Genomic DNA, 20,800 nt, shown 5'->3' with positions numbered 1-20,800 from the left:
GACCCGGGGGGGGGGGGGGGGGGGGGCCCCCCCCGCCGGGGGGCAGCCAACTCCCGCGGCCCCACCCGGTGGGTTTTTGGCCTTTACTTGTTGAGGCGCAAACGACCCCCCCCCCGGGGCCCCCGCGGGGGGGTCGTCTCAGGGGATGGGGATCAGAAGAAGCCCAGAGCCTTGTTGCTGTAGCTCACCAGCAGGTTCTTGGTCTGCTGGTAGTGGTCGAGCATCATCAGGTGGTTCTCCCGCCCGATGCCGGACTGCTTGTAACCACCGAACGCGGCGTGCGCGGGGTACTGGTGGTAGCAGTTGGTCCACACGCGACCGGCCTTGATGTCGCGCCCGGCGCGGTAGGCGGTGTTGCCGTCGCGGCTCCAGACGCCCGCTCCCAGGCCGTACAGCGTGTCGTTGGCCAGGCTCATCGCGTCGTCGTAGTCGGTGAAGGACGTCACCGCGACGACGGGTCCGAAGATCTCCTCCTGGAAGATCCGCATCTTGTTGTGGCCGGTGAAGATCGTCGGCGCAACGTAGTAACCGCCGTTGAGGTCGCCGCCCAGTTCGGCCCGCTCACCGCCGGTGACGACGGTGGCGCCCTCGCTCTTGCCGATCTCGATGTAGGACAGGATCTTCTCGAGCTGATCGTTGGATGCCTGCGCACCGATCATGGTCTCGGTGTCCAGCGGATCACCCTGGCGCACGGCCTTGGTGCGGATGGCCGCCATCGCCAGGAACTCGTCGTAGATGTCGGCCTGGATCAGTGAGCGCGACGGGCAGGTGCAGACCTCACCCTGGTTGAGGGCGAACATCGTGAAGCCCTCGAGCGCCTTGTCCTGGTAGTCGTCGTTGGCGGCGAGCACGTCGTTGAAGAAGATGTTGGGGCTCTTGCCGCCCAGCTCCAGGGTCACCGGGATGAGGTTCTGGCTGGCGTACTGCATGATCAGCCGGCCCGTGGTGGTCTCGCCCGTGAAGGCGATCTTCGCGATGCGGTTGCTCGACGCCAGCGGCTTGCCCGCCTCGACGCCGAAACCGTTGACGATGTTGACCACACCGGCGGGCAGCAGGTCCCCGATGATCGAGAACAGGTACAGCACCGAGGCCGGGGTCTGCTCAGCGGGTTTGAGCACGATCGCGTTGCCCGCCGCCAGCGCCGGGGCCAGTTTCCAGACCGCCATCAGGATCGGGAAGTTCCACGGAATGATCTGGCCGACCACACCGAGCGGCTCGTGGAAGTGGTACGCGACGGTGTCGGCGTCGATCTCCGACAGCGAGCCCTCCTGGGCGCGGATCGCGCCGGCGTAGTACCGGAAGTGGTCCACGGCCAGCGGGAGGTCGGCGTTGAGCGTCTCGCGGATCGGCTTGCCGTTGTCCCAGGACTCGGCGACCGCGATCGCCTCGAGGTTCTCCTCGATCCGGTCGGCGATCTTGTTGAGGATGACGGCCCGCTCGGCCGCGGAGGTCTTGCCCCACGCCGGTGCGGCGGCGTGGGCCGCGTCGAGCGCCTTCTCGATGTCGGACTCGTCCGAGCGCGCAACCTCGCAGAACACCTCACCCGTCACCGGTGTGCGGTTCTCGAAGTAGCGACCCGCGGTCGGCGCCACCCACTCGCCGCCGATGTAGTTGTCGTACCGGGCCTCGAACGACATCAGGGCGCCGTCGGTGCCGGGACGTGCGTAGACAGTCATGGTTGCAACCTCTCGAAATGTGTCGGTCGTCACTGAACATAGGCCGGTGAGGGTTGCACCACGGTTGCACTGGCGCGGTCGGCCGACGACCGGTTGATCAGGGTGCCGGGTGCTCTGTCAGCCGAAGGCGAAGTCGATGCCCGCCAGATGACCGCCGGCCTGCGCGCGGCTGACGGTGTCGGGGGCGCTGCGGTGCAGCGCTTCCCACCCGTCACGGTCGTCGCGGCCCTCGGGCAGATCGAGCCACCGCCGCAGCAGCTGGGGCGACTGCGCCGCCTCGGCCAGCACGGCGGCCCGCAGGGTGGCCGACAACTGCGTGCGGAGCCGAGCGATGGCCGGCGACACGGACTGCGGCAGCAGCGGGCCCTGGTAACGCGCCAGGGCGGTCTCGACGTCACCGGAGTCGAGGGCCGCGAAGACCTCGCCGACGTCGGTGGTGATCGGCAGCGTCAGCCGGTAGGGCCGCGACCCCAGCTGCGGCCCGCCGATCACCTTGCGCAGCCGGGACATCTCGGCGCGCACCGTGACCACGTCGAGGTCCTTGTCGTCGAGCAGCACCGCCAGATGGTCGGCGCTGAGCCCCTCCGGATGGCGGCTCAGCAGCACCAGGATGTCGGCGTGCCGGCCGGTCAACTGCGATGCGCGCAGGTGACCGAACTCGTCGGTGACGACCCAGCGCGGGCGATCGGCCCCGAGGACCACCAGGTGCGGCTGGGGTGCCGCGGGCTCGGGCGTCGCTCCGGTCAGTCTCAGCAGCGCCAGATGGTTCTCCACCGCGACGGCCGTCGCGCGCACCAGCGCCAGCGTCTGCGGCGAGGCGATCTGCACTCCCCCGGTCAGATCGATCGCTCCGAGCAGCGCGCCGCTGTCGGGGTCGTGCACGGGTGCGGCCGTACAACTCCACGGCTGCACGATGCGCGAGAAGTGCTCGGAACCGTGGATCTGCAGTTCGCGGTCCAGCGCGAGCGCGGTGCCGGGCGCGTTGGTGCCCGCGCCGCGCTCACTCCAGTCCGCACCGGGCACAAAGTTCATCTGCTCGGCCTTACGCCGCGCGCCGGCGTCGCCTTCGACCCACAGCAGGGTGCCGTCGGCCGACGTGACGGCCACGAGCGCACCGGACTCCATGGCGTCCTCGACGAGGAGGCGACGGATCACCGGCAGCGCGGGGGCCAGCGGATGCCGGTCGCGCATGTCGAGGATCTGCTGGGCGGCCGACGACTCGCGGGCACCGCAGATGTCGGGGTCGACCCCCCTGTCCAGGCTGCGCTGCCAACTCTGCGCGATCACCGGTCGGACGATCTCGAGATCGGCGGCCCCGGCCTCACCGGCGAGGAACTTCTCGTGCGCCGTCCGGACAGCGCGCGCCCGCGAGGGATCGCTTCGTGCAGTCCTGTCCGCCGAGGTCACGTGCGAAGACGATACGCCGGGTTCGTGAGGGCGTACACGGCGTCTGCGCGGCCCCGGTTGGGCTCTCCTCCCGCCCGGGGCCGCGCAGCGGTCTGATGCCGGCTACCGGTACCAGATGGTGGCGGCGTGCCGGTCGGCTTCGGCGACGGCGGCGGTCCCATCCCGCACCGCATTGCCGAGTCGGACGAGGATGTCGTTGAGCGCGGTCGCGGACTGGTTCCACCGGGCCTGCTCGACGCGGTAGGCGGCCGCCGCGTCCCGGGTCCACACCTCCTGCAGGGGCGCGATCGCGGCCTTGAGGTCGTCGAGCAGCGCGTTCAGCTGAGTCGCGGTGGCGTGGATCTCGCGCCGCACGACCGCTTCGATCTCACCGAACTGATAGGACAGGACGGGGTCCATGGCGTCTCCCTAGAGGTCCGCGGCCGCGGCGCCGAGATGGCGGGCATGGGTGTCGGCGGCCTCCCGCAGCGACTGCTCGTTGGACCGGATGGTCGCGGCGATTCCGTCGAGTGCGCTGCACAGTCGATTCGACTCGGCGCTCCAGCGCCCCACCGCGTCGTGGAACACCGTGGCCGCCGGACCGCTCCAGACCGACGGCGGCACCGCGGTCATGCGCGCCAGGAAGGTCTGCAGCAGGGCGCGGACCTCGGCGCTGCGGGCGTCGGTGGCGGCCGCAGCCCTGCCCATCAACGCGAAATCTGTGGACAGCGTGTCTGTCATCGGTTCTCTCCTCGGGTTCTGTCCTGGCCGGATGAAGCTGTTGATCATTGGACGGTGCGACACCCGAATCGGTTCCACGTCAGCGGATCTGGCGCGCAGTGCGCACCGCGTCGTCACACACCTGCGCCACGTCCCGTTCGGCACCGCGACCGCTCTGACAGCCGATGCCGATGCGGGTGTCGCCGTCGACGAGCACGAACCATCGAATGTCCCGGGCACCGCGCTGCTCCCGGTAGCTGACGACGTGGCGTCCGGCCCGCTGGTCCCCCGGATTGAAGTCGACGAACACGCCGGGCGACTGCGAGTCGAGCGACGCCCGCAGCTGGGCCGCGACCTCGGCCATCCCCCGCCCGGGCACCGGAGCCTGCGTCAGGTGCAGCACCTTCGTGGTGTCGGGCGACACCACCTCCACTCGTCTCGACCCGGGTCCGGTCCCGACGTGGCGAACGGTCCAGTCCCGCGGGATCGCCGCGGCCACCCGGCCTTCGACGAGCGTCGCTGTGGGCCCGGCCGGCCCGGGTCCCGGCGATGAGCCCATCCACCAGATCAGCGCGGCCGACAGCAGCAGGGCAACGGCCACCGTTGCCGCCGACCGAATCCCGACGCGGGACCGATCCCCCGACAGCGATTCGGTCTCGGGGCCGGCCGACACCCATCGAAGCGGGTCCACGGTGCGGCTGGCCCGCCCCGCAGCGGCCAGACGGTCGGCGATGCCGGCCGCGAGCGCTCGCGCCCCGGGCACGTCGAGCGGCGCATCGAGCCATACCGGTCCGGGCTCCTGGGAGTCCAGCACCGCGCGCACCACGTCGGCCACCACCGCGGCCGGGTCGTCGGACAGCACGGGGCGCGGCACGGCGGCCGGCACCTCGCGCGCTCGGTGAATCAGCACGAGCCGTGGCGCGATCTCCACCAGCGCCGCCCCGGCCGCGGTCACCATGTCCGCCCGGGTGGTGAGCACCGCCGGACACAGGGTGGCGACGGCTTCGGCGAGCACGGCACACCGCGCGGGCCGCCACCACGTGGGATGGACCAGCGTCGCCGTAGCCGCCCCGCCCAACAGCGGTTCGAGCAGACGTCGCCACACCTCGGCGGTGGGCACGACGTCGTCGCCGAGGACCGTGAGGGTGTCGACCTCGTGTTCGAGCACCGCCGCGGCGAGGACGGGATCCCCGCCGATCGTGCGACCCGGACCCAGTGTCCGCACGGAGACCGGCCCCATCTCGCACATCACGGTACGAGTCACGCTCCACTCCAGGCGGTTTGGATGATCCGTTGGCCACCGCTGCGCGTGACCAGAACACCCCGCCCGGGCGGCCGCACCCGGGCCCGCCCGGCGGCCAGCGTCGGGCCCTCGTCGGTGCCGGTGCTCAACTGCAGGCCCGCCGCGTCCCCGTCCCGGACGGCGGCCAGCACCGGTTCGTACAGGGCGCGGCCAGCGCCGGCACTGCGCCGGGCGATCACCATGTGCAGCCCGATGTCGCGTGCGTGCGGCAGCACGGCGAGCAGTGCCGCGAACGGATCCCCCGCCGCGATGAGGTGGTAATCGTCGACCACCAGGAACACCCGGTGCGCGAAGTGTCCAGCGCCGATCCGCCGATGCAGCTCGGGGAGCAGATCATCGATCACGGCGGTCACCTGCGCACCGGTGCCGGCGTGCCTGACGACCCGCGGCGGGTCCAGGGTGCGTCTCGGATCGACGACGACCACGTCCGCCGTCGCGGGCAGCTGCCGGACCACGGTGCGCAACGCCGCGGTCTTGCCCGACCCGGGGTCGCCGAGGATCAGCAGGTGCGGCTGCTCGTCGAAATCGAGGGACACCCTCGACAGCCGGGTCTCGTCGATGCCGAGAGTGATTGTGGTGTCGATGGATTCGGTGCGGTCCTCGAGCTCCTCGAACGCGACGAGGGAGGGCAGCACCCGGACCGCGGGGGCGCGCACACCGGGATGCCTGGCCGCCAACCGCGTCCCCGCCCACTGGGCGGCCTCCGTCAGCCCGGTCGGGCACTCCCCTCCGTCGAGCCGGGGCAGTGCCACCGTCAGCGGCATCCCGTCGTCCGCCAGCCCTCGGCCGGGGCGGCCGATGGGGACGCCACGCGCGGCACGCCGATCGATCTCCGAGTCCAGTGGGTCGGCCAACCGCAGTTCGATCCGGGTTCCGATCTGATCGCGCAGGACGGGCCGCAGATCCGCCCATCGCGTCGCGCCGATCGCCACATGCACGCCGACCGAGAGTCCCTCGGCCGCAAGCGCGGTGATCGACGCCTCGAGCGCCTCATTGTCCTGCCGCAGGGACCCCCATCCGTCCACGATCAGCAGGACGTCACCGTAGGGATCGTCGTCCGGTTCCTGCGGCCGACGCCGCTGGTACTCGGCCATCGAGTCGGCTCCCGCGCGGGCGAACAGCACCTCCCGGCGGCGCACCAGCGCGCTGAGCTCCGCGACGGTGCGGGCCGCCAGTTCGGTGTCCCGCCGGCCCGCGACCACGCCCACATGAGGCAACGCCCGAAGCGGGGCCAACCCACCACCGCCGAAGTCCAGGCAGTACAACTGAATTCGCCCCGGCGAATGCGTGGCCGCCAGTGCCGTCGCCAGGGTGCGCAGGGTGCAGCTCTTCCCCGACTGCGGGGCACCGATCACCGCGACGTTGCCCGCGGATCCGGACAGGTCCACGACGAGCGGCACCCGACGCTGGTCGAAGACACGGTCCACCACGCCGACCGGGACACGCAGATCAGCCGCCGGCATCTGCGCGAGAACGGCGTCCAGCGACGGAGACCGCTCAAGCGGGGTCAGCCAGACCTGATGCGCGGGCGCACCTCGCCCGGCGACGCCGTCCAGTGCCGCATCGAGAACCGACCGCGGATACCGGTCCGCCGATGGCGGAGTCACACCCTCTGCGACGGACGTGGTGAAGAGCGCTGGTGCACTGCCGATCTCATCCGGCTGCCGGTCAGGCGGGCGCACGGGGCCGGAGACGTGGGCGGCTGCGAACCTGATCGGCTCGGCGGCGCCGACCTTGAGGAACCCGTTGCCGGGCGACCGCGGCAGTTCGTAGGCGTCGGCCACGCCGAGCACGGCCCGGGACTCCGCGGCGGACAGCGTCTTGAGGCAGATGCGGAACGACAGATGGGATTCCAGACCCCGCAGCCGGCCCTCGTCGAGACGCTGACTGGCCAGCAGCAGGTGGACGCCCAACGAACGGCCGAGGCGGCCGATCGCACCGAAGGTGTCGATGAACTCGGGGTGGTGGGTGAGCAGTTCGGCGAACTCGTCGACGATCACCAGCAGGGATGGAAGCGGCTGCAGCGCGGCACCTTCGGCGCGGGCCCGGGCGTAGTCGGCGACACTGGAGAGGTTGCCCGCCTCCCGCAGCAGCCGCTGACGGCGGGTGATCTCGCCGGCCAACGCGTCCTGCATGCGGTCGACCAGATACGACTCGTCGGCGAGGTTGGTGATCACGGCGCTGACGTGCGGGGCCCGCTCCAGGCCGAGAAACGCCGCGCCGCCCTTGAAGTCGACCAGGATCAGGTTGAGGTCCTCCGAGGAGTTCGCGGCGACCATGCCGAGTGCGATCGTCTTCAACAACTCCGACTTGCCCGATCCCGTCGCGCCGATGCACAGGCCGTGCGGGCCCATGCCGCCCGCGGCAGCCTCCCGAATGTCGAGTGACACCGGCTCGCCGTGGTCGGTGACACCCAGCGGAACGCACAGCGCGCCACCCTCGGGTCGACCGTCCATCAGATCCGGCCATTCGGTGCCGCGGCGGCGCGCGGGTGCACCCCGGTGCTGGGCCAGTCTGCGGGCACACGCCCACGCGTGGGCCATCGACATCAGGTCCGGTTGGGCCACGCCGAGCGTGCCCCACCATGCCCCCTCCGCCTCCAACCGGACTGTGATGTCGGCACCGTCGCAGGGGCCGACGGTCAGCACCGACACCTCCGGCGGCAGGGTCGGCAGGTCGGGGCCGGGACCGTCGATCACCACCAGCAGATGAGTGCCCGACTGGCGCGCGGCCACCGCGACGGTGAGGTCGCGGTAGACCGTCGGCTGCCGGACGTGTGGCAGCCATTTGATCCAATCCCACTGTGCTGCAGTCATTGCGGTGACCACAGCGGTCACTGAGAGCGCATCCGGTCCGTGCGTCACGGCCGACCGGCACAGCACGTTGCGCAGGAACGCCCGAGCCTGCGACGCTGTACCAGCGACCGCCGTCACGCGGTGAGCCAGCACGTCGACCACGACGGGCATTCCGGCCAGCACCCTGTGCCGGCCCAGGACCGCCGCCAGTGCCGCCTCGCCGACCGGATCGGGCACCTCGTCGGCCTGGCGGGGCTCACCGCGGACAGGCCTGTGGTTCGGCGCGCCGTCTCCGAGTCCGATGCGCACGGGGCCGCTCCGCCACATCGACTCGGATCCGACTGCGGCCCAGAGCTCGTCGGTCGCCGGATGCCGCAGCAGCGCGTCCGCGCGCTGCGCGTCGGCGTGCGCGTCCAGCACCTCGGCCATCCGGTGCAGATGCCCGAGGTAGTCGTCACGCTCGCGGTCCACGCCACCCCGACGCGATGCGCCCGAGGTGTAGGCCAGTGAGGCCAGCGTCGAACCGACCATCATCACCGGGAACATCAGTGACGTCACGCCGTGCTGACCGAAACCGCCGGACGCACCGAGCGCGATCATCACCGCGACACCGATCAGCAGACCCGCCGGCGGCAGCAGCCGAGCCCACCGCCCGGACGTCTCTCGTGCACGTGCCGGCGGCGCGGCGATCACCACGACGTGCTCGTCGTCCGTGCGGTCCACCACGGGAGCGAACGTAGGCAGCCCAGGGTGTGGGCGGCAATTCACCTGTGGACGGCTGTGCACACGCGACGCCGCGGCGTGATTAGCGTTCGGGCTCATGGTCTCTTCCCCCGATGACGCTCGCCGTGTGGCGATTCGCTGCGGCGACAACGTGTTCGACGTCGCGCTGCCCAGTGACGTGCCGCTGTCCGAGATGATGCCCGCACTGTGCGAGTTGGGCGCCGTGCCCGCCCGACAGGCCACCTGCGTGGGTACGCCGTCGGGTCCGCTGGACTCGTCGCGAACCCTGGCCGAACTCGGTGTCGCCGACGGCACGCTGCTGGTACTCGGCGGGTCGACTCCCGCGCCCCGAAGGCGCGCAGACACCGACGCGGCCGAGGCCGTCGCCCGATCGGCATCGAACCCGGACAACCCGGCTCTCGCGGAGCACGCCGCGCTGGCGGCGGCACTCGCGTTCGGCGCGGTGGCCGCCGCCGCGGTCCTCCCGTACGCCGCGGGTACACCGCGGCTGCTGCTGGTGGCCGCGGTCGTCATGGCGCTCGCCCTGCTTGGTGCCCGCTGGCGGCCCGACACCGCGGCGGTGGCCGCTCCCGTGGCGCTCTCGGCGGGCGTGCTGACAGCGACGCTGTTGCCCGCCACGATCCTCGGAACGCGGTTGGCCACGGCCACCGTCGCGGCCGGCGCAGCGGCGGTCGCAGTCATGGCCGCCGCCGGTCGCATCGCACCCCTGCTCCCCCGGTCGCCGGACCACGCCGCCGCCGTACTGGTGGCGCACCGGCGCCTCCTCTGCGGCGCCGCCGGCGCGGCCGCGGTGTCGGCGCTGTGCACGGTCCTGGACGCGGCCGGGTGGCCACAGGCTGTCTTCGGCCTGCTGGTGGTGTCGGTGCTGCTGACCCGCACCTGCACTGCGGCCGCCGCGACGCCGCCGGGAGTCAATCACCTGCTGGTGGGATGCGAGAACGCACTGCTGGTGGCGGTCGTGCCGGTGGCGGTGTGGGCCTGCGGCGGATTCGGCGCGCTGGGCGGTGTGCTGTGATGCGCGCGGGTGCCGCAGTGCTGGCCTCGGCGCTGCTGGCACTGGGCCCGGGCGTGCTCGCGCCGCCGGCGCACGCGTTGACGCCACCGGTCATCGACCCGAGTCTGCTGCCGGAACCCGCCCGCCCAGCACCACCGCGGCCCACCGTGCAGCGCGGGGCCTGCGCCATCGGGAAGGCCGCGAAAACCGCTGGTGCACAACCGTCTCCGGCGAAGGCGCTGGGCATCGACACCCTCTGGTCGATGACCCGCGGTGAAGGGCAGCGGATCGCCGTGATCGACACCGGCGTGGCACCCCACCACCGACTGGGGCATCTCGAGGGTGTCGGCGACTACGTCGGATCCGGAGACGGCACGCAGGACTGCGACGGACACGGCACGGTCGTGGCGGGCCTGATCGCGGCCGCACCCGATACCGCGGACGGCTTCTCCGGGGTGGCTCCGGCGGCGACGGTGCTCAGCGTGCGGCAGTCGAGCACCCGGTTCGGGCCGGCCGACGAGCCCGCGACCGCCGGGTTCGGTGACGTCGACACCATGGCCCGCGCCGTCCGCGTCGCGGCCGACAGCGGCGCCACGGTCATCAACATCTCGGTGGTGGCGTGCGCGGAGGGCGATCTGGCGGACCGCGCGCTCGGCGCCGCGCTGGCCTACGCCGTGGACACCAAGGACGTGGTGGTGGTGACCGCCGCCGGAAACGTCGGTGGCCCCGTCCGCTGCCCGGCGCAGCCCGAGGGTCAGGCCGCGCAGTGGGACACCGCGACTGTGGCGGTCAGCCCGGCCTGGTACGACGACTACGTCCTCACGGTCGGCTCGGTGGCCGCCGACGGTGCCCCCTCGGCGTTCACTCTCGCCGGCCCCTGGGTGGATGTCGCCGCGCCGGGTGAGGCGCTGCTGTCCCTGAACGCCTCCGGCAGTGGGCTGGTGGACGCGCTGCCGTCGGCCGCCGGGGACGCCCCCATCTCGGGGACCAGCTACGCCGCACCGATCGTCAGCGGGCTGGCGGCCCTGATCAGGTCGCGTTTTCCCGAACTGACGGCGCGCCAGGTCATGCAGCGCATCGAGAACACGACTCACCGGCGCGCGCTCGGGTGGGATCCGGCGGTCGGCAACGGCCTGATCGATCCGGTCGCCGCGATGAGCAGCGAGGCGCCCTCCACGCTGCCCGAACGGCCGGTCCCCGGCCCGCTGGTGGAGACCGGGTCAGAGGCCTCGGCCGGTGATCAGGCACGCACCGTCGCCGTGGCGGGGGCGGCGGTGTGCGTCGCCGTCGGCATCGCGGCGTGGGGATCGTCAGCCATGCGGCGTCGCGGCCGTCGGGACGTCTCGCTGCACTGAGGCCGCGGCGCGGCTCAGTTCTGGGCCTTCGGGCAGGGCGGCGACCAGTGGCCACGGGGCCGGCATGGGGTGCTCCGGCAGGCCGAGGAGGCCCGCGGCGTCGGCGTCCACGGCAAACCGAACCCCGGTGTCGGTGATGAGCGCGCCGCCCCCAGGACCGCGCTCGGCCCGTACGTACAGGCTTCGGCCCGGCGGCAGGGACACCTCGTCGAGTGCATGTCCGGCGCCGTCGGCCCGGGCCAGCCGGATCGATGCCCGCCCCTGCGGGAGGGGAAGGGCGCCGGCCGTGGTGATGGTGACGCGTCCGGCCGCCCAGTGCACGCACACCCAGCGTTCGCCCTGACGCGACACCTCGACACGGTCGGGATAGCTCGCGACCGCCAGCGTCCCGACGATGGGAACGGCGCTCAGCACATCGGGCGACAGCGTCGGCGTCACCCGCTCCGCGGTTGCGCCGGCTGCCCGGATCAGGTCGGCGGCGACCCCGGACACCGGTTGAACACCACCCTCGAGCACCACGAAATACTCTGCTCCCGAAGACCTTTCAATGCTGACCACATCTCCGACGCGCAGTCCGGACAGTTGCCCGGGCCCGGGGTTGCCTGCGCCGGGGATGCGTGGGGTCACCAGCGGCGGGGCCTCGGGCAGGAGGTTGAGCAGCCCGGCCGACACCGGCACGGGCTCGGCTCGGTCGAACCGCAGCGCACGCGACACCCCCGGATCGGCGACGTCCACAACCGCCCGCGTTGCGGCATACAGCAGATGGGTGGTCCCGCTCGGACCCGTGACGAACACCGCCTCACCGCCGTCGAGGGGGTCGGGGGGTGCCGGGGTGCCCACCAGCACGACCGTGCGAGGTCCGTCGCACACCGCCCAGGTGGCCGCCTCGCCGTCGAGACCGGCGCCGATCTGTGCGGGGGCACCCGGGATGCCCAGCGTGGGACCGCGTTCGAATGGGGCCAGGGCGTCGGATCGCACCGCGCGCGGGCCGCCGCCGTGGCCGGTGAGCAGGTGCGCCGAAGTCAGATTGAGAACGGGGTGCAACGTGTCCTCGACGCGGACGTAGAGCGCACCGCTGTCGCGGTCCATCAGAATTCTGGAATCACCGGCGTCGCCGCCCGGACGGAGTGTCGACAGCGCGGCGGCGCCGGCGGCGGCCGCCGCGGCGACCACGGCGCCCACGCCGACCCAGAAGGACCGAGGCCGCGGCCCGTCGGGCCCGCCACGGGCGACGCCGCGGTCCAGCGCGCGTTCCATGCGCCGCGCCAGGTAGCGCCGGCCATCCGCCGGGAGGGTCACGAGGGCGACCGTAGGCGGATGCCGGGGCAAGCGCGTTCGGTGATCCCCAGGCTCAGCGCCAGCGGGCCCAGACGTACGGCACCAGGGAGCGCAGGAAGTCCAGGTCCGGCCCGGGGCGGGCGTCGGCGAAGGCCTCCTCGAAGTAGTCCTCGGCCGTGAGCAGGATGCCCTCGGCGAACTCGGACGTGAAATTGATGCAGTCGTAGTCGTCCATGAGCGCGCGGACGGCGCGGACCATCTCCTCAGAGCGATCGGCGCGCTGCAGTCGCAGGTAGTCGCGGACGAAGTCACGATCGGAGCCGGTCGCCGTCGCCATCAGGTGCACCAGCGTCAGCGTCCGCTTGCCCTCGTAGAGGTCACCGAGAATCTCTTTGCCGTACATCGCCTCGTCACCGATGAGGTTCAGCAGGTCGTCCCGGATCTGGAAGGCGGCGCCGAAGTGGAACCCGAACCGCACCAACGCCGAAAGCTCGGCCTGCCCGCCCGTGGCGATGATCGCCCCGACCCGGAGCGGATGAATGGTGGTGTACCAGCACGTCTTGTGCATGATCAGGTTGAGATAGTCCTCGGGGCCGAGGTCGACGACCTCGTCCAGTTGCCAGCCGGCCTCCGTCGCCTGCCCCTCCAGCGTGCGCAACGCCATCGTGTCGAATTCGCCCCACACCAACTCGGCGAGATCGCGGTCCAGCCTGCGGGTCGCCCGTCGCAGCACCTGGCCGGCGACCACCGCCAACCCGTCGCCCGCATTCAACGCTGCGGCGACCCCGTGCTCGGCGGCCAGCGTCGGCCGTCCCCGACGCATCTCACTGCCGTCAGCGATGTCGTCGTGCACCAGAAAGGCGTTGTGCAGCAGCTCGATTGCCACCGCCACGCCGAGAAGATCGTCGGCGTGGCCGCCGAACGCCCGCCCCGATGACATGCACAGTGCGGGCCGCAGCGCCTTGCCGGGCCGGGCGGGGTAGGCCCGCATCGGGCCGTACAACCACTGCACGGGGTCACCGTCGGGCATCGCATCGAGCATCGAGTTGCGCACCACCCGACCGACCTCCCGCAGCCGGGTCTCGACGCTGGAGATCAAGCCCGTTCGATCAGCGGTGCTGGTCATCTGAAACCTCGCCCACCACTTGGTTTCCTCCCCCGTTGGCGCATCACGGACGCCGAATACCGCTTATGCTAAGCCCGAGACCGACTCGGGGGGAGTCGCACATGGTGGAACCGCAGGCGCAGCTGGCGTGTTTTGGCGCGATCGATGAGGCACTGCCCCAATGCAGTCCCGGCACCGTGCGGATGGTCGAGGAGCAGCTTCCCGGTGTGACCCGGCCCGGGCGGCGCGGTTGGTACGGCGAACTGCAGCGCTTCCTGACGAGGAACGAGGATGCGCTGCGCCCCCTGGACCAGGACCGGCCCGCGTCCGTGACCCTGCCGGACTTCACCGACGCGGTGGCCATGGTGTTCGACGAGCCCCGTGAACGGGTCCTGGGCACCGAACCTGTCGCGGTCCGCGCGCCCACCGCGCAGGACCTCATCGAGGACTGCGCCAGCAACGCCTCCTCCTTGATCCGAGCCTCCACGGTGATCAACAAGATCGTCGAGGCGGAGAACGGCACCCACGTGTTCGGCGAGAAGGCCGCTGACGCACTGCTCTTCGACGGCAATGTCGACCCCCTGGCCGTGGTGGTGAACCACGCCACCGCGCTGCCCGAGGACCGCAGCGTCGAGATCGCCTCGAAACTGCGGGCCACCACCTGTCGCGCCGAGGTCGATCAGACCCTGCGCGAGATGGTCAACGAGGATCCGGACACGGTGTCGCTGCGCATCGAGGATCACTACACGGCCAGGCTGCGGAACCTGAAGGGCCGGTGGTCGAGCATCCTGTCCTCGGACTGGCAGCGGCCCGAACTCACGCTCGAACAGTTCAAGAGATTCATCGAACCGCGCAACTGGCATCTGCTCTATGACTTCTTCTCCGCGATGGAGTGGAATCGGCCGCAGACGTCCAACGGCTGGACCCGAATCCTGGAGGTCGTCAGCCCCGACCCCCTCGACCGGTGGATGCTCAAGACCACGCTGCGGTACTGGAAAACGGACACCCGAGACGGCGGAATCTGCATCAACTACGACCTCGCGGAACTGCGGGATCCCCACGACTCCAGGCTGGTCGAGGTCGACAACGGCTACATCTGGATCACCAACCTGGACCGGGAGGATCCGGACGCCGGGGTTCGGGTTCGGGCCAGCAAGGAGCTGCGCATCCGCGGGCTGAGCCCCACCGCCACGGCGGCCCTCGGGATCTACACCGGCTGGCCGGACGCGGCGGCCCAACTGCTCACCGCGAAGGCCGCATCCCCTCCCGACGGGTGCATCGAGTTCGGTCCGGTTTCCCCCACCGAGGAGCCGGCCCACGCCGGCCCACACGGGGCGGCCGACACCTCGGACACCGATGAGCTGGGCCAACCCACTGCTCCCACAGAAGCGCCCGATCTTCCCCCCGGATGGCGCGAGGCACTGCTGGACAACGCGCAGACCCAGGCGCTCGAGTTCAGCAAGACAGTGTCAGGCCTGACAAAACACACGGTGAACAAGTGGAGTGACGGCATCAAGCCGAGCGACATCGTCGATATCGGCACCGACTGGGGAACCACGCTGACGGACTTCGCGGTGTCATCGTTCGAACAGGCCGTCAACACCGTGCGCCCGCCTTCGAAGGAGTCACCGTGACCAAAGACGGCGGGCCCGAATCCGCCTCCGAGTACGACGCGATCATCGAGGGCGTGCAGGAGGTCGCGGAGAAGGCCATGAAGCGCGCCACCAAAGTGGCCACTCGGGCTTCCCGGAAGATCAATCGGGAGGAGTACACGGCGCGGGATCTCATCCTGACCATGACGGAGATGGTCGAGATCGCTGTGACCGGAGGCGCCGAAATCACCAGGCGGTCAATGACGAACACGCCACCGGGACTCAAACAGGTCGCCGAGTACTCGCGGGCCGTCGGGCGACGGTTCATGCAGGAGGCGCGCGGTGTCTCCACCGAGGCCACCGAGAGGATCGACAAGGGCACCTACGATGTCGACGATGTGGTGATGTCGATGACCAGGCTGGCCGACTACGCCATCGTCGGGGGCCTCGAAATCGCGCAGACCCTGTTCAGTGGTCCGGCCCAGTTCGACGCGGGCATCGTCGCGATACCGATCGACGTGTCCCCCGGCGAGGAGGGCCACAAGCCCAAGCTTGGAGCCGTCCGGGTGGGCCGTTACGGCGACGAGCAGATGACCAGAGTCCCCTCTCGCCGAATCACTTTCGAAACCGCGACCGCCGACGATGCCGAGGGGACCCATATCCTGACGCTGCGCACCCGCGAACTCCCCAGCGGCGTATATAGGGGGCAGGCGGTCGTGGACGGTCAGACCATCGACTTCGACTTCTCGGTCGACGCGACCTGATTCTCACTGGTCAGGGAGTTCCGAGGCCACCACGAGCAGCACGGGCAGCCAGACGTCGGGCTGTCCGTCGGCCAGCAGCGTCCCCCGATAACTTCCCGGTGCATGGTCATCGGTGACATCGACTTCGACGATGATGCCGCGACTGGACCGGGCCGGCATCGCCACGACGTCGGGTTCGAAACGCACACAGTCACTTTCGATGACCGCACCATCGTGGGCCAGCAGGTCGCCGCACCGCAGTCGCACCTTGCCCATGTCCTCGGGACCACCGTTGTGCAGCCACACCTCGGTCGAGACCGCGCCCGGCCCATCGGCGTTCAGCACCACCTGTCCAGCGGCGTCCGAGGTTCGCAGGTCGAACATCGCCGGACCCGACGCAGCCGGTGGGGTGACGGTGTCTTTGACGGAGTTCACCAGTTGCCCGATCATGCTCTGCCAGGTGCCCAGCGCGCGCTCGATGTCGATGCCACCCTGCGCCGACGAGTCGGCGCACGTGCGCGCCTGTTCAGATTCCGATTCCGGCTCGCGCGCCGGGGAATCCAGATCGGTGGCCATGGTGATGAAACGATCCACGACCTCCCGGGCCGCCCGGAACCCCCGCGCCTGGACTGCGCTCAACGCGCGGGCATTCACCACCGGATCGAACACGGCGCCCCACGGAAGGTCGGCGATACTGCCGTCGTCATGCACCGATTCGGCCATCAGTTCCCCCCTCGATGGACCTCCACACACGCTGTACGAAGGTATGCTAAGACCACACCGCGGGGGAGGTGGGGGGAATGCCGGTCCAACACTCTGTACTTGCGCTCTATGGCGCGGTCAGTGACGCGCTCTTTGAGCTCAACAGTCCGGGCGGGCCAGACGGCGCGGAGCCCGACCAGGCACGGGAGCAGGCCCGCAACATCACCGGGTTCACCGGAAGCACCGGTGAAATCGGTTGGTACGGCGAACTGTTCAGGTACTTCGGGGACCACCCGACCGAGTCCACCGGCGAACCCGAACCGCTGATTCCGCCGACTCTCGAGGACGCGGTGGAGGAGTTCGAGGGAATCGTCGAGGGCGGCATCACCTCGGACGAGGACGGTCTGGCGCCCTCATGGGCAAGCCGCGCCATCGAAGCGGCGTTCGTGCTCGACAGTGTTCGGCGGGCGATCGATCCAGGTGGGGAGTTCGAGCCCGTCCTCGACCTGGTGTTGGCGGCGACGCCCGTCCTGCCGGGCATCGACGGCGGTGTCCTGGGCAGGGCGGCCGGGGCGGAGTTCGCCGAGACGATCCGGGCCCAGAACATCACCACACTGCGTGGTCTGCACAAAGCCCTGAAGAAGAACAGCCCGCTGCATCCGGCCATCGCGACGGCCACCATCGACCCCCGGCTGCGCAAGGTCAAGGACGAGTACTGCGCGGTGGTCCGGACGTCGGTGAAGTGGCCCGATGTGACGCTGGCCAAGCTCAAGCGCGGAATCAACCCCGTCAACTGGAACAAGTACTTCGGCGGCTTCTTCTGTGACATGACAGCAGAACCCTCAAACATCTACGGTTGGACGCCGATTCGCGAGGAGGTGAGCGGCGAATGCAGTCGCTACCGGCTGCGGACGCCGCTGAAGTTCTGGAGCGCACTGCACGGCTCCGGGCTGTTCCTCAACTACGACTTCGACACCGGCAGCGGATGGCCCCAGGCCGACAAGATGGTGCTGGTGGACAACGGCTACATCTGGATCACACTGTTGGACCCGAGTGACCCCGACGCCGGGGTGCGCGTGCGCACCAGCAAGGAACTGCTGATCAGCGGGATGAGCGCCACCGCGCTTGCGGTGATGGCCAGAACCATGGGCTATGCCACCAACGCCACCGACATGTTCCGCAAGCTGCAGGTCTACAAGGGCGCTCTCAAAGACTTCACGGCGTCGGTGGCCCCGGTTGCGCCGGTCCCGCCCAAGGACACGTCGACGACGTGGCCGGTGGTCGTCCCCCAGCTTCCCGCCGACATCCGCGACGAGATGTGCCGCGACACCAATCGGGTTCTCAAAGACAGCCTCGACGATGCCAACCTGTGGTTCCACCAGTACATGAACCGGTGGCACGACGGCATCGACGCCGACGATTTCGACGATCTCACCAACCTCATGAGCGCCCTGTTGCGCGGGCGCACCAAAGACGCGTTCACCACCGCGACGGAGAACTTCCGGCCGAAGCCGACCGCGGACTCAACACCCTAGGAGCGACCGATGGAAGACCCCGCAGTCGTCGCCGACCGCCTGACCAAGACCGCCAAAGAGATCGCCGATCAGGCCCGGGCCATCGCCGCGCAGGCCATCGCCGAGTCCGCCGACGTCTCGACCTACACGACCGGCCAGTTCATCGACTCCTTCACCAAGTCCGTCGATTTGGCGGTGCGGAGCGGGATCCAGCTGACCAAGGACGTCATCGACCGGCCCCCGGCCAAACCCGATCCTGGCGAGGAGGGGCGTCGGCAGGTCGCCGACGTCATGGAGTCCATCGGGCGCCGGATGATCCGGCAGGCGGGGGCCGTCGCCCGAGATGCCGCCGTCGAGTTCGAGACCAAGCCCAACAGCCCGGATGTCTGGACCAGGTCGATGGTCAAGTGGGCCAACATCTCGCTGCTCGGCTCGATCGAACTGGCCGAGACCGCCCTCATCGGACCCGCGAAGTACGAGCGGACCGTCACCCTCTCCGATCGCTTCGTCGCTCCGGGCAGCGCCGACCGACTGCTCCGTCTGAAGGTGGGAGAACCGGGCGGTGGCCTACGGCGGCCGGGCACCTCCGACGAGATCCCGGCGGCCCTGGTGTCCTTCCATGGCGCGGGGAAGGGCGGCAACAAACCGTTGGCGCAGAACGTCCTGCCCAAAGACCGGAAGAAATTCCGGATCGGCGTCGACCCCAGGCCCCTGATCAGCGGAATCTACGTCGGCGAGGTCGAGGTGGTCGTCGGCGGCACGACCACCGCGACGGTCCCCGTCGAGATCGCGATCTGAACTCATGGAGACGTCTCGCGCGTGACCGACCGAACAAAGAGGGTCGCCATCCTCGGTGGCGGCATGGCCGGACTGACCGCAGCATGGCGCCTGAGCGAACCCGGTTGGCAGGACCGCTTCGAGTCGATCACGGTGTATCAGCGCGGCTGGCGGCTCGGCGGGAAGGGGGCGTCGAGCCGCGGGCAGAACGGCCGCATCGAGGAGCACGGCCTGCACGTGTGGCTGGGATCCTACGAGAACGCGTTCACGCTGTTGCGTGAGTGCTATGCCGAACTCGACCGTGCCACAACGGATCCCGAGAGCCCCATCCACACCTGGGACCAGGCCCTGGTTCCCGCCAACGACCTGGGTGCCGCCGATGACTTCAACGACGAATGGCAGGTGTGGCTGGGCAGGTTCTCGCGCACCGCCGATCAACCGGGCGACCCCGATCCCGACAAGGGACCGCTGACGGTGGTCGGGTTCTTCGAGCGGATGATGCAACTCATCGGCGACCTGGTGGAGTCGATGAAGACAGAACCCGACACCGGACTGACGCTGTCGGTGTCCCCGACCCCGCCCAAACCCCCCGGCGCCCTGCCGCAGACAGTGCAGCGCGCAGTGCTGGCGGCCACCATCGCGATTCTCAACCCACGCCCGCAGCACGAAGCGGGAACTGACCTTCTGGGGCAGGTCCTGGATGCGGTCCGCGAGACGCTGGACTACGACCGGCGCACCGACCACCGGCGAACGTGGATCCTGATCTCGCTGCTCACCGCGACCGCGCGCGGGATGATCGTGGACAACCTGATGACCGATCCGCGGGGGTTGCGCACCATCCAGGACGAGGATTTCAGCCAGTGGGCGCTGCGCCACGGGGCACACCCCGACACCGTCGACTTCCCCCTGGTCCGGGCCATGTACGACATGGTGTTCGGCTGGGACAAAGCCGATCCCGACAAACCCGCGTTCGGCGCCGGCCTGGGAGTGCTGTTCACCGGCGTGATGCTCTTCCGGTACAAGGGTGCGATCTTCTGGAAGATGACGGCCGGCATGGGCGACGTCGTCATCGCACCGCTGTATCAGGCCCTGCGCCGACGCGGCGTCGACTTCGAGTTCTTCCATCGCCTCGACGCTCTGCACCTCGACGCCCACCACCACGCGATCGAATCGGTGACGCTGGGCCGGCAGGTGCGCCTGGCCGCCGGAGTCGAACACTACGAACCGCTGACCACCGTCGGCGGCCTGCCGGTCTTCCCGGACCGCCCTCTCGCCGATCAGATCGAGGCGCGCGATGGCCTCGAGGGCCTCGAATCCCACTTCGGGAGCCGAGACGACGTCGAGACCCGTGTCCTGCGCCGCGGTGCCGACTTCGACCAGATCATCCTCGCGGTGTCGCTCGGGATGCTGCCGATCGTCGCGGGCGAACTGATCGACGACCGCCCCGAGTGGCGCGAGATGACGACGAAGCTGCACACGGTCGCCACCCAGGCGTTCCAGCTGTGGCTGCGACCGGACCACGAGACCCTGGGCCTGCGCTGGCCGGGGGCCACGATCAGCGGCTATGTGACGCCCTACGACACCTGGGCCTCGATGCCGCAGACGCTGTGGGCAGAGCAGTGGCCGGACGACGACAGGCCCGGCACGGTCGCCTACTTCTGCGGCCCGTTGCAGACCGACTGGCCCACCTCGCGCGACCCCGCTGAGTTCGCCGCCGAGTGTGAGCGGCGCGCGCAGTCGGAGATCCTGGACTACCTGCAGGATCACGTGCGACTGTTCTTCCCCAACGCGGTGACCGACGACGGATTCGCGTGGCACATGCTCACCGGAGTCAACGGTCACCGCGGCAGCGCCGCGTTGGCGACACAGCACGTCAGCGTCAACATCGACCCCTCCGACCGCTACGTGCAGTCGGTGCCGGGGACCGACCGTTATCGACTCCGGCCGGACGAGAGCGGCTACGACAACCTCGTGCTGGCCGGTGATTGGACGGATTCCGGAATGAACGCCGGATGCATCGAATCCTCGGTGCTGTCGGGCCTTCAGGCGGCGAACGCGATCCTCGGTCGAGGCCGGCACCACCGCATTCGGGGGTTCTACATCCCTTGAGCACGGG

At 70.1% G+C, this 20,800-nt stretch carries 16 protein-coding genes; 7 read left to right on the top strand and 9 right to left on the bottom strand.

The window, feature by feature from the left end; genetic code table 11:
- Nucleotides 1-152: 152 nt before the first annotated feature.
- The 6 genes from adh to eccCb all read right to left on the bottom strand — a co-directional run bounded on the left by adh (nt 153) and on the right by eccCb (nt 8,606).
- A complete protein-coding gene (gene adh / locus A5727_RS18320; RefSeq protein WP_068252737.1) occupies nt 153-1,676 on the bottom strand; it encodes an aldehyde dehydrogenase in 1,524 nt (507 codons plus the stop codon).
- Between the two features lie 117 nt (nt 1,677-1,793).
- Nucleotides 1,794-3,083 carry a helix-turn-helix domain-containing protein gene (locus A5727_RS18315; protein ID WP_068252732.1) on the bottom strand — a complete coding sequence of 430 codons (1,290 nt, stop codon included), beginning with the start codon at nt 3,081-3,083 and terminating at the stop codon, nt 1,794-1,796.
- 102 nt (nt 3,084-3,185) lie between these two features.
- Complete coding sequence (locus tag A5727_RS18310) at nt 3,186-3,482, bottom strand: WXG100 family type VII secretion target (RefSeq protein WP_068252729.1); 297 nt, start codon at nt 3,480-3,482, stop codon at nt 3,186-3,188.
- A 9-nt stretch (nt 3,483-3,491) separates the two neighbouring features.
- Entirely contained in the window at nt 3,492-3,803 is a 312-nt protein-coding gene (locus tag A5727_RS18305) for a WXG100 family type VII secretion target (protein ID WP_068252725.1), read from the bottom strand.
- 79 nt (nt 3,804-3,882) lie between these two features.
- On the bottom strand, nt 3,883-5,046 hold the full coding sequence (locus tag A5727_RS18300; protein WP_068252722.1) for a type VII secretion-associated protein: 1,164 nt from the start codon (nt 5,044-5,046) through the stop codon (nt 3,883-3,885).
- Nucleotides 5,043-8,606 (bottom strand): type VII secretion protein EccCb, encoded by a 3,564-nt coding sequence (gene eccCb / locus A5727_RS18295; RefSeq protein WP_068252719.1) that lies wholly within the window; start codon nt 8,604-8,606, stop codon nt 5,043-5,045. The genes A5727_RS18300 and eccCb overlap by 4 nt, the downstream gene beginning before the upstream one ends.
- A 94-nt stretch (nt 8,607-8,700) precedes the next feature.
- Here eccCb and A5727_RS18290 point away from each other — a divergent pair, with 94 nt between their 5' ends.
- Both A5727_RS18290 and mycP read left to right on the top strand, forming a co-directional pair.
- Nucleotides 8,701-9,639: an EsaB/YukD family protein gene (locus A5727_RS18290; protein ID WP_068252717.1), complete on the top strand. Its 939-nt coding sequence runs from the start codon at nt 8,701-8,703 to the stop codon at nt 9,637-9,639.
- The gene (gene mycP / locus A5727_RS18285; protein ID WP_068252715.1) at nt 9,639-10,973 is read left to right on the top strand and encodes a type VII secretion-associated serine protease mycosin; all 1,335 of its coding nucleotides are present in this window, start codon (nt 9,639-9,641) and stop codon (nt 10,971-10,973) included. The genes A5727_RS18290 and mycP overlap by 1 nt, the downstream gene beginning before the upstream one ends.
- Here the strand turns inward: mycP and eccB are convergent.
- Nucleotides 10,929-12,272, bottom strand: coding sequence for a type VII secretion protein EccB (gene eccB / locus A5727_RS18280; RefSeq protein WP_157521449.1), 1,344 nt, complete (start codon nt 12,270-12,272; stop codon nt 10,929-10,931). The genes mycP and eccB overlap by 45 nt on opposite strands.
- A 52-nt stretch (nt 12,273-12,324) precedes the next feature.
- Entirely contained in the window at nt 12,325-13,377 is a 1,053-nt protein-coding gene (locus A5727_RS18275; RefSeq protein WP_068252708.1) for a polyprenyl synthetase family protein, read from the bottom strand.
- A 101-nt stretch (nt 13,378-13,478) separates the two neighbouring features.
- On the opposite strand from A5727_RS18275, the gene A5727_RS18270 reads away from it, so the two are divergent.
- Both A5727_RS18270 and A5727_RS18265 read left to right on the top strand, forming a co-directional pair.
- Nucleotides 13,479-14,990, top strand: a complete 1,512-nt coding sequence (locus A5727_RS18270; protein ID WP_068252706.1) for a hypothetical protein — start codon at nt 13,479-13,481, stop codon at nt 14,988-14,990.
- Nucleotides 14,987-15,712, top strand: a complete 726-nt coding sequence (locus A5727_RS18265) for a hypothetical protein (protein ID WP_068252703.1) — start codon at nt 14,987-14,989, stop codon at nt 15,710-15,712. The genes A5727_RS18270 and A5727_RS18265 overlap by 4 nt, the downstream gene beginning before the upstream one ends.
- Before the next feature lie 3 nt (nt 15,713-15,715).
- Here the strand turns inward: A5727_RS18265 and A5727_RS18260 are convergent, their stop codons facing one another.
- On the bottom strand, nt 15,716-16,414 hold the full coding sequence (locus tag A5727_RS18260; protein WP_068252700.1) for a hypothetical protein: 699 nt from the start codon (nt 16,412-16,414) through the stop codon (nt 15,716-15,718).
- Between the two features lie 77 nt (nt 16,415-16,491).
- On the opposite strand from A5727_RS18260, the gene A5727_RS18255 reads away from it, so the two are divergent.
- The 3 genes from A5727_RS18255 to A5727_RS18245 are packed head-to-tail and all read left to right on the top strand — an operon-like array spanning nt 16,492 to nt 20,793.
- Nucleotides 16,492-17,928, top strand: a complete 1,437-nt coding sequence (locus tag A5727_RS18255) for a hypothetical protein (RefSeq protein WP_068252697.1) — start codon at nt 16,492-16,494, stop codon at nt 17,926-17,928.
- 9 nt (nt 17,929-17,937) lie between these two features.
- On the top strand, nt 17,938-18,705 hold the full coding sequence (locus A5727_RS18250; protein WP_068252694.1) for a hypothetical protein: 768 nt from the start codon (nt 17,938-17,940) through the stop codon (nt 18,703-18,705).
- Nucleotides 18,706-18,726: 21 nt separating this feature from the next.
- Entirely contained in the window at nt 18,727-20,793 is a 2,067-nt protein-coding gene (locus A5727_RS18245; protein WP_157521448.1) for an FAD-dependent oxidoreductase, read from the top strand.
- Nucleotides 20,794-20,800: the final 7 nt, after the last annotated feature.

Source organism: Mycobacterium sp. ACS4331 (assembly GCF_001667265.1).
GTDB lineage: Bacteria > Actinomycetota > Actinomycetes > Mycobacteriales > Mycobacteriaceae > Mycobacterium.
This window is presented reverse-complemented; position numbering and strand designations above follow the sequence as displayed.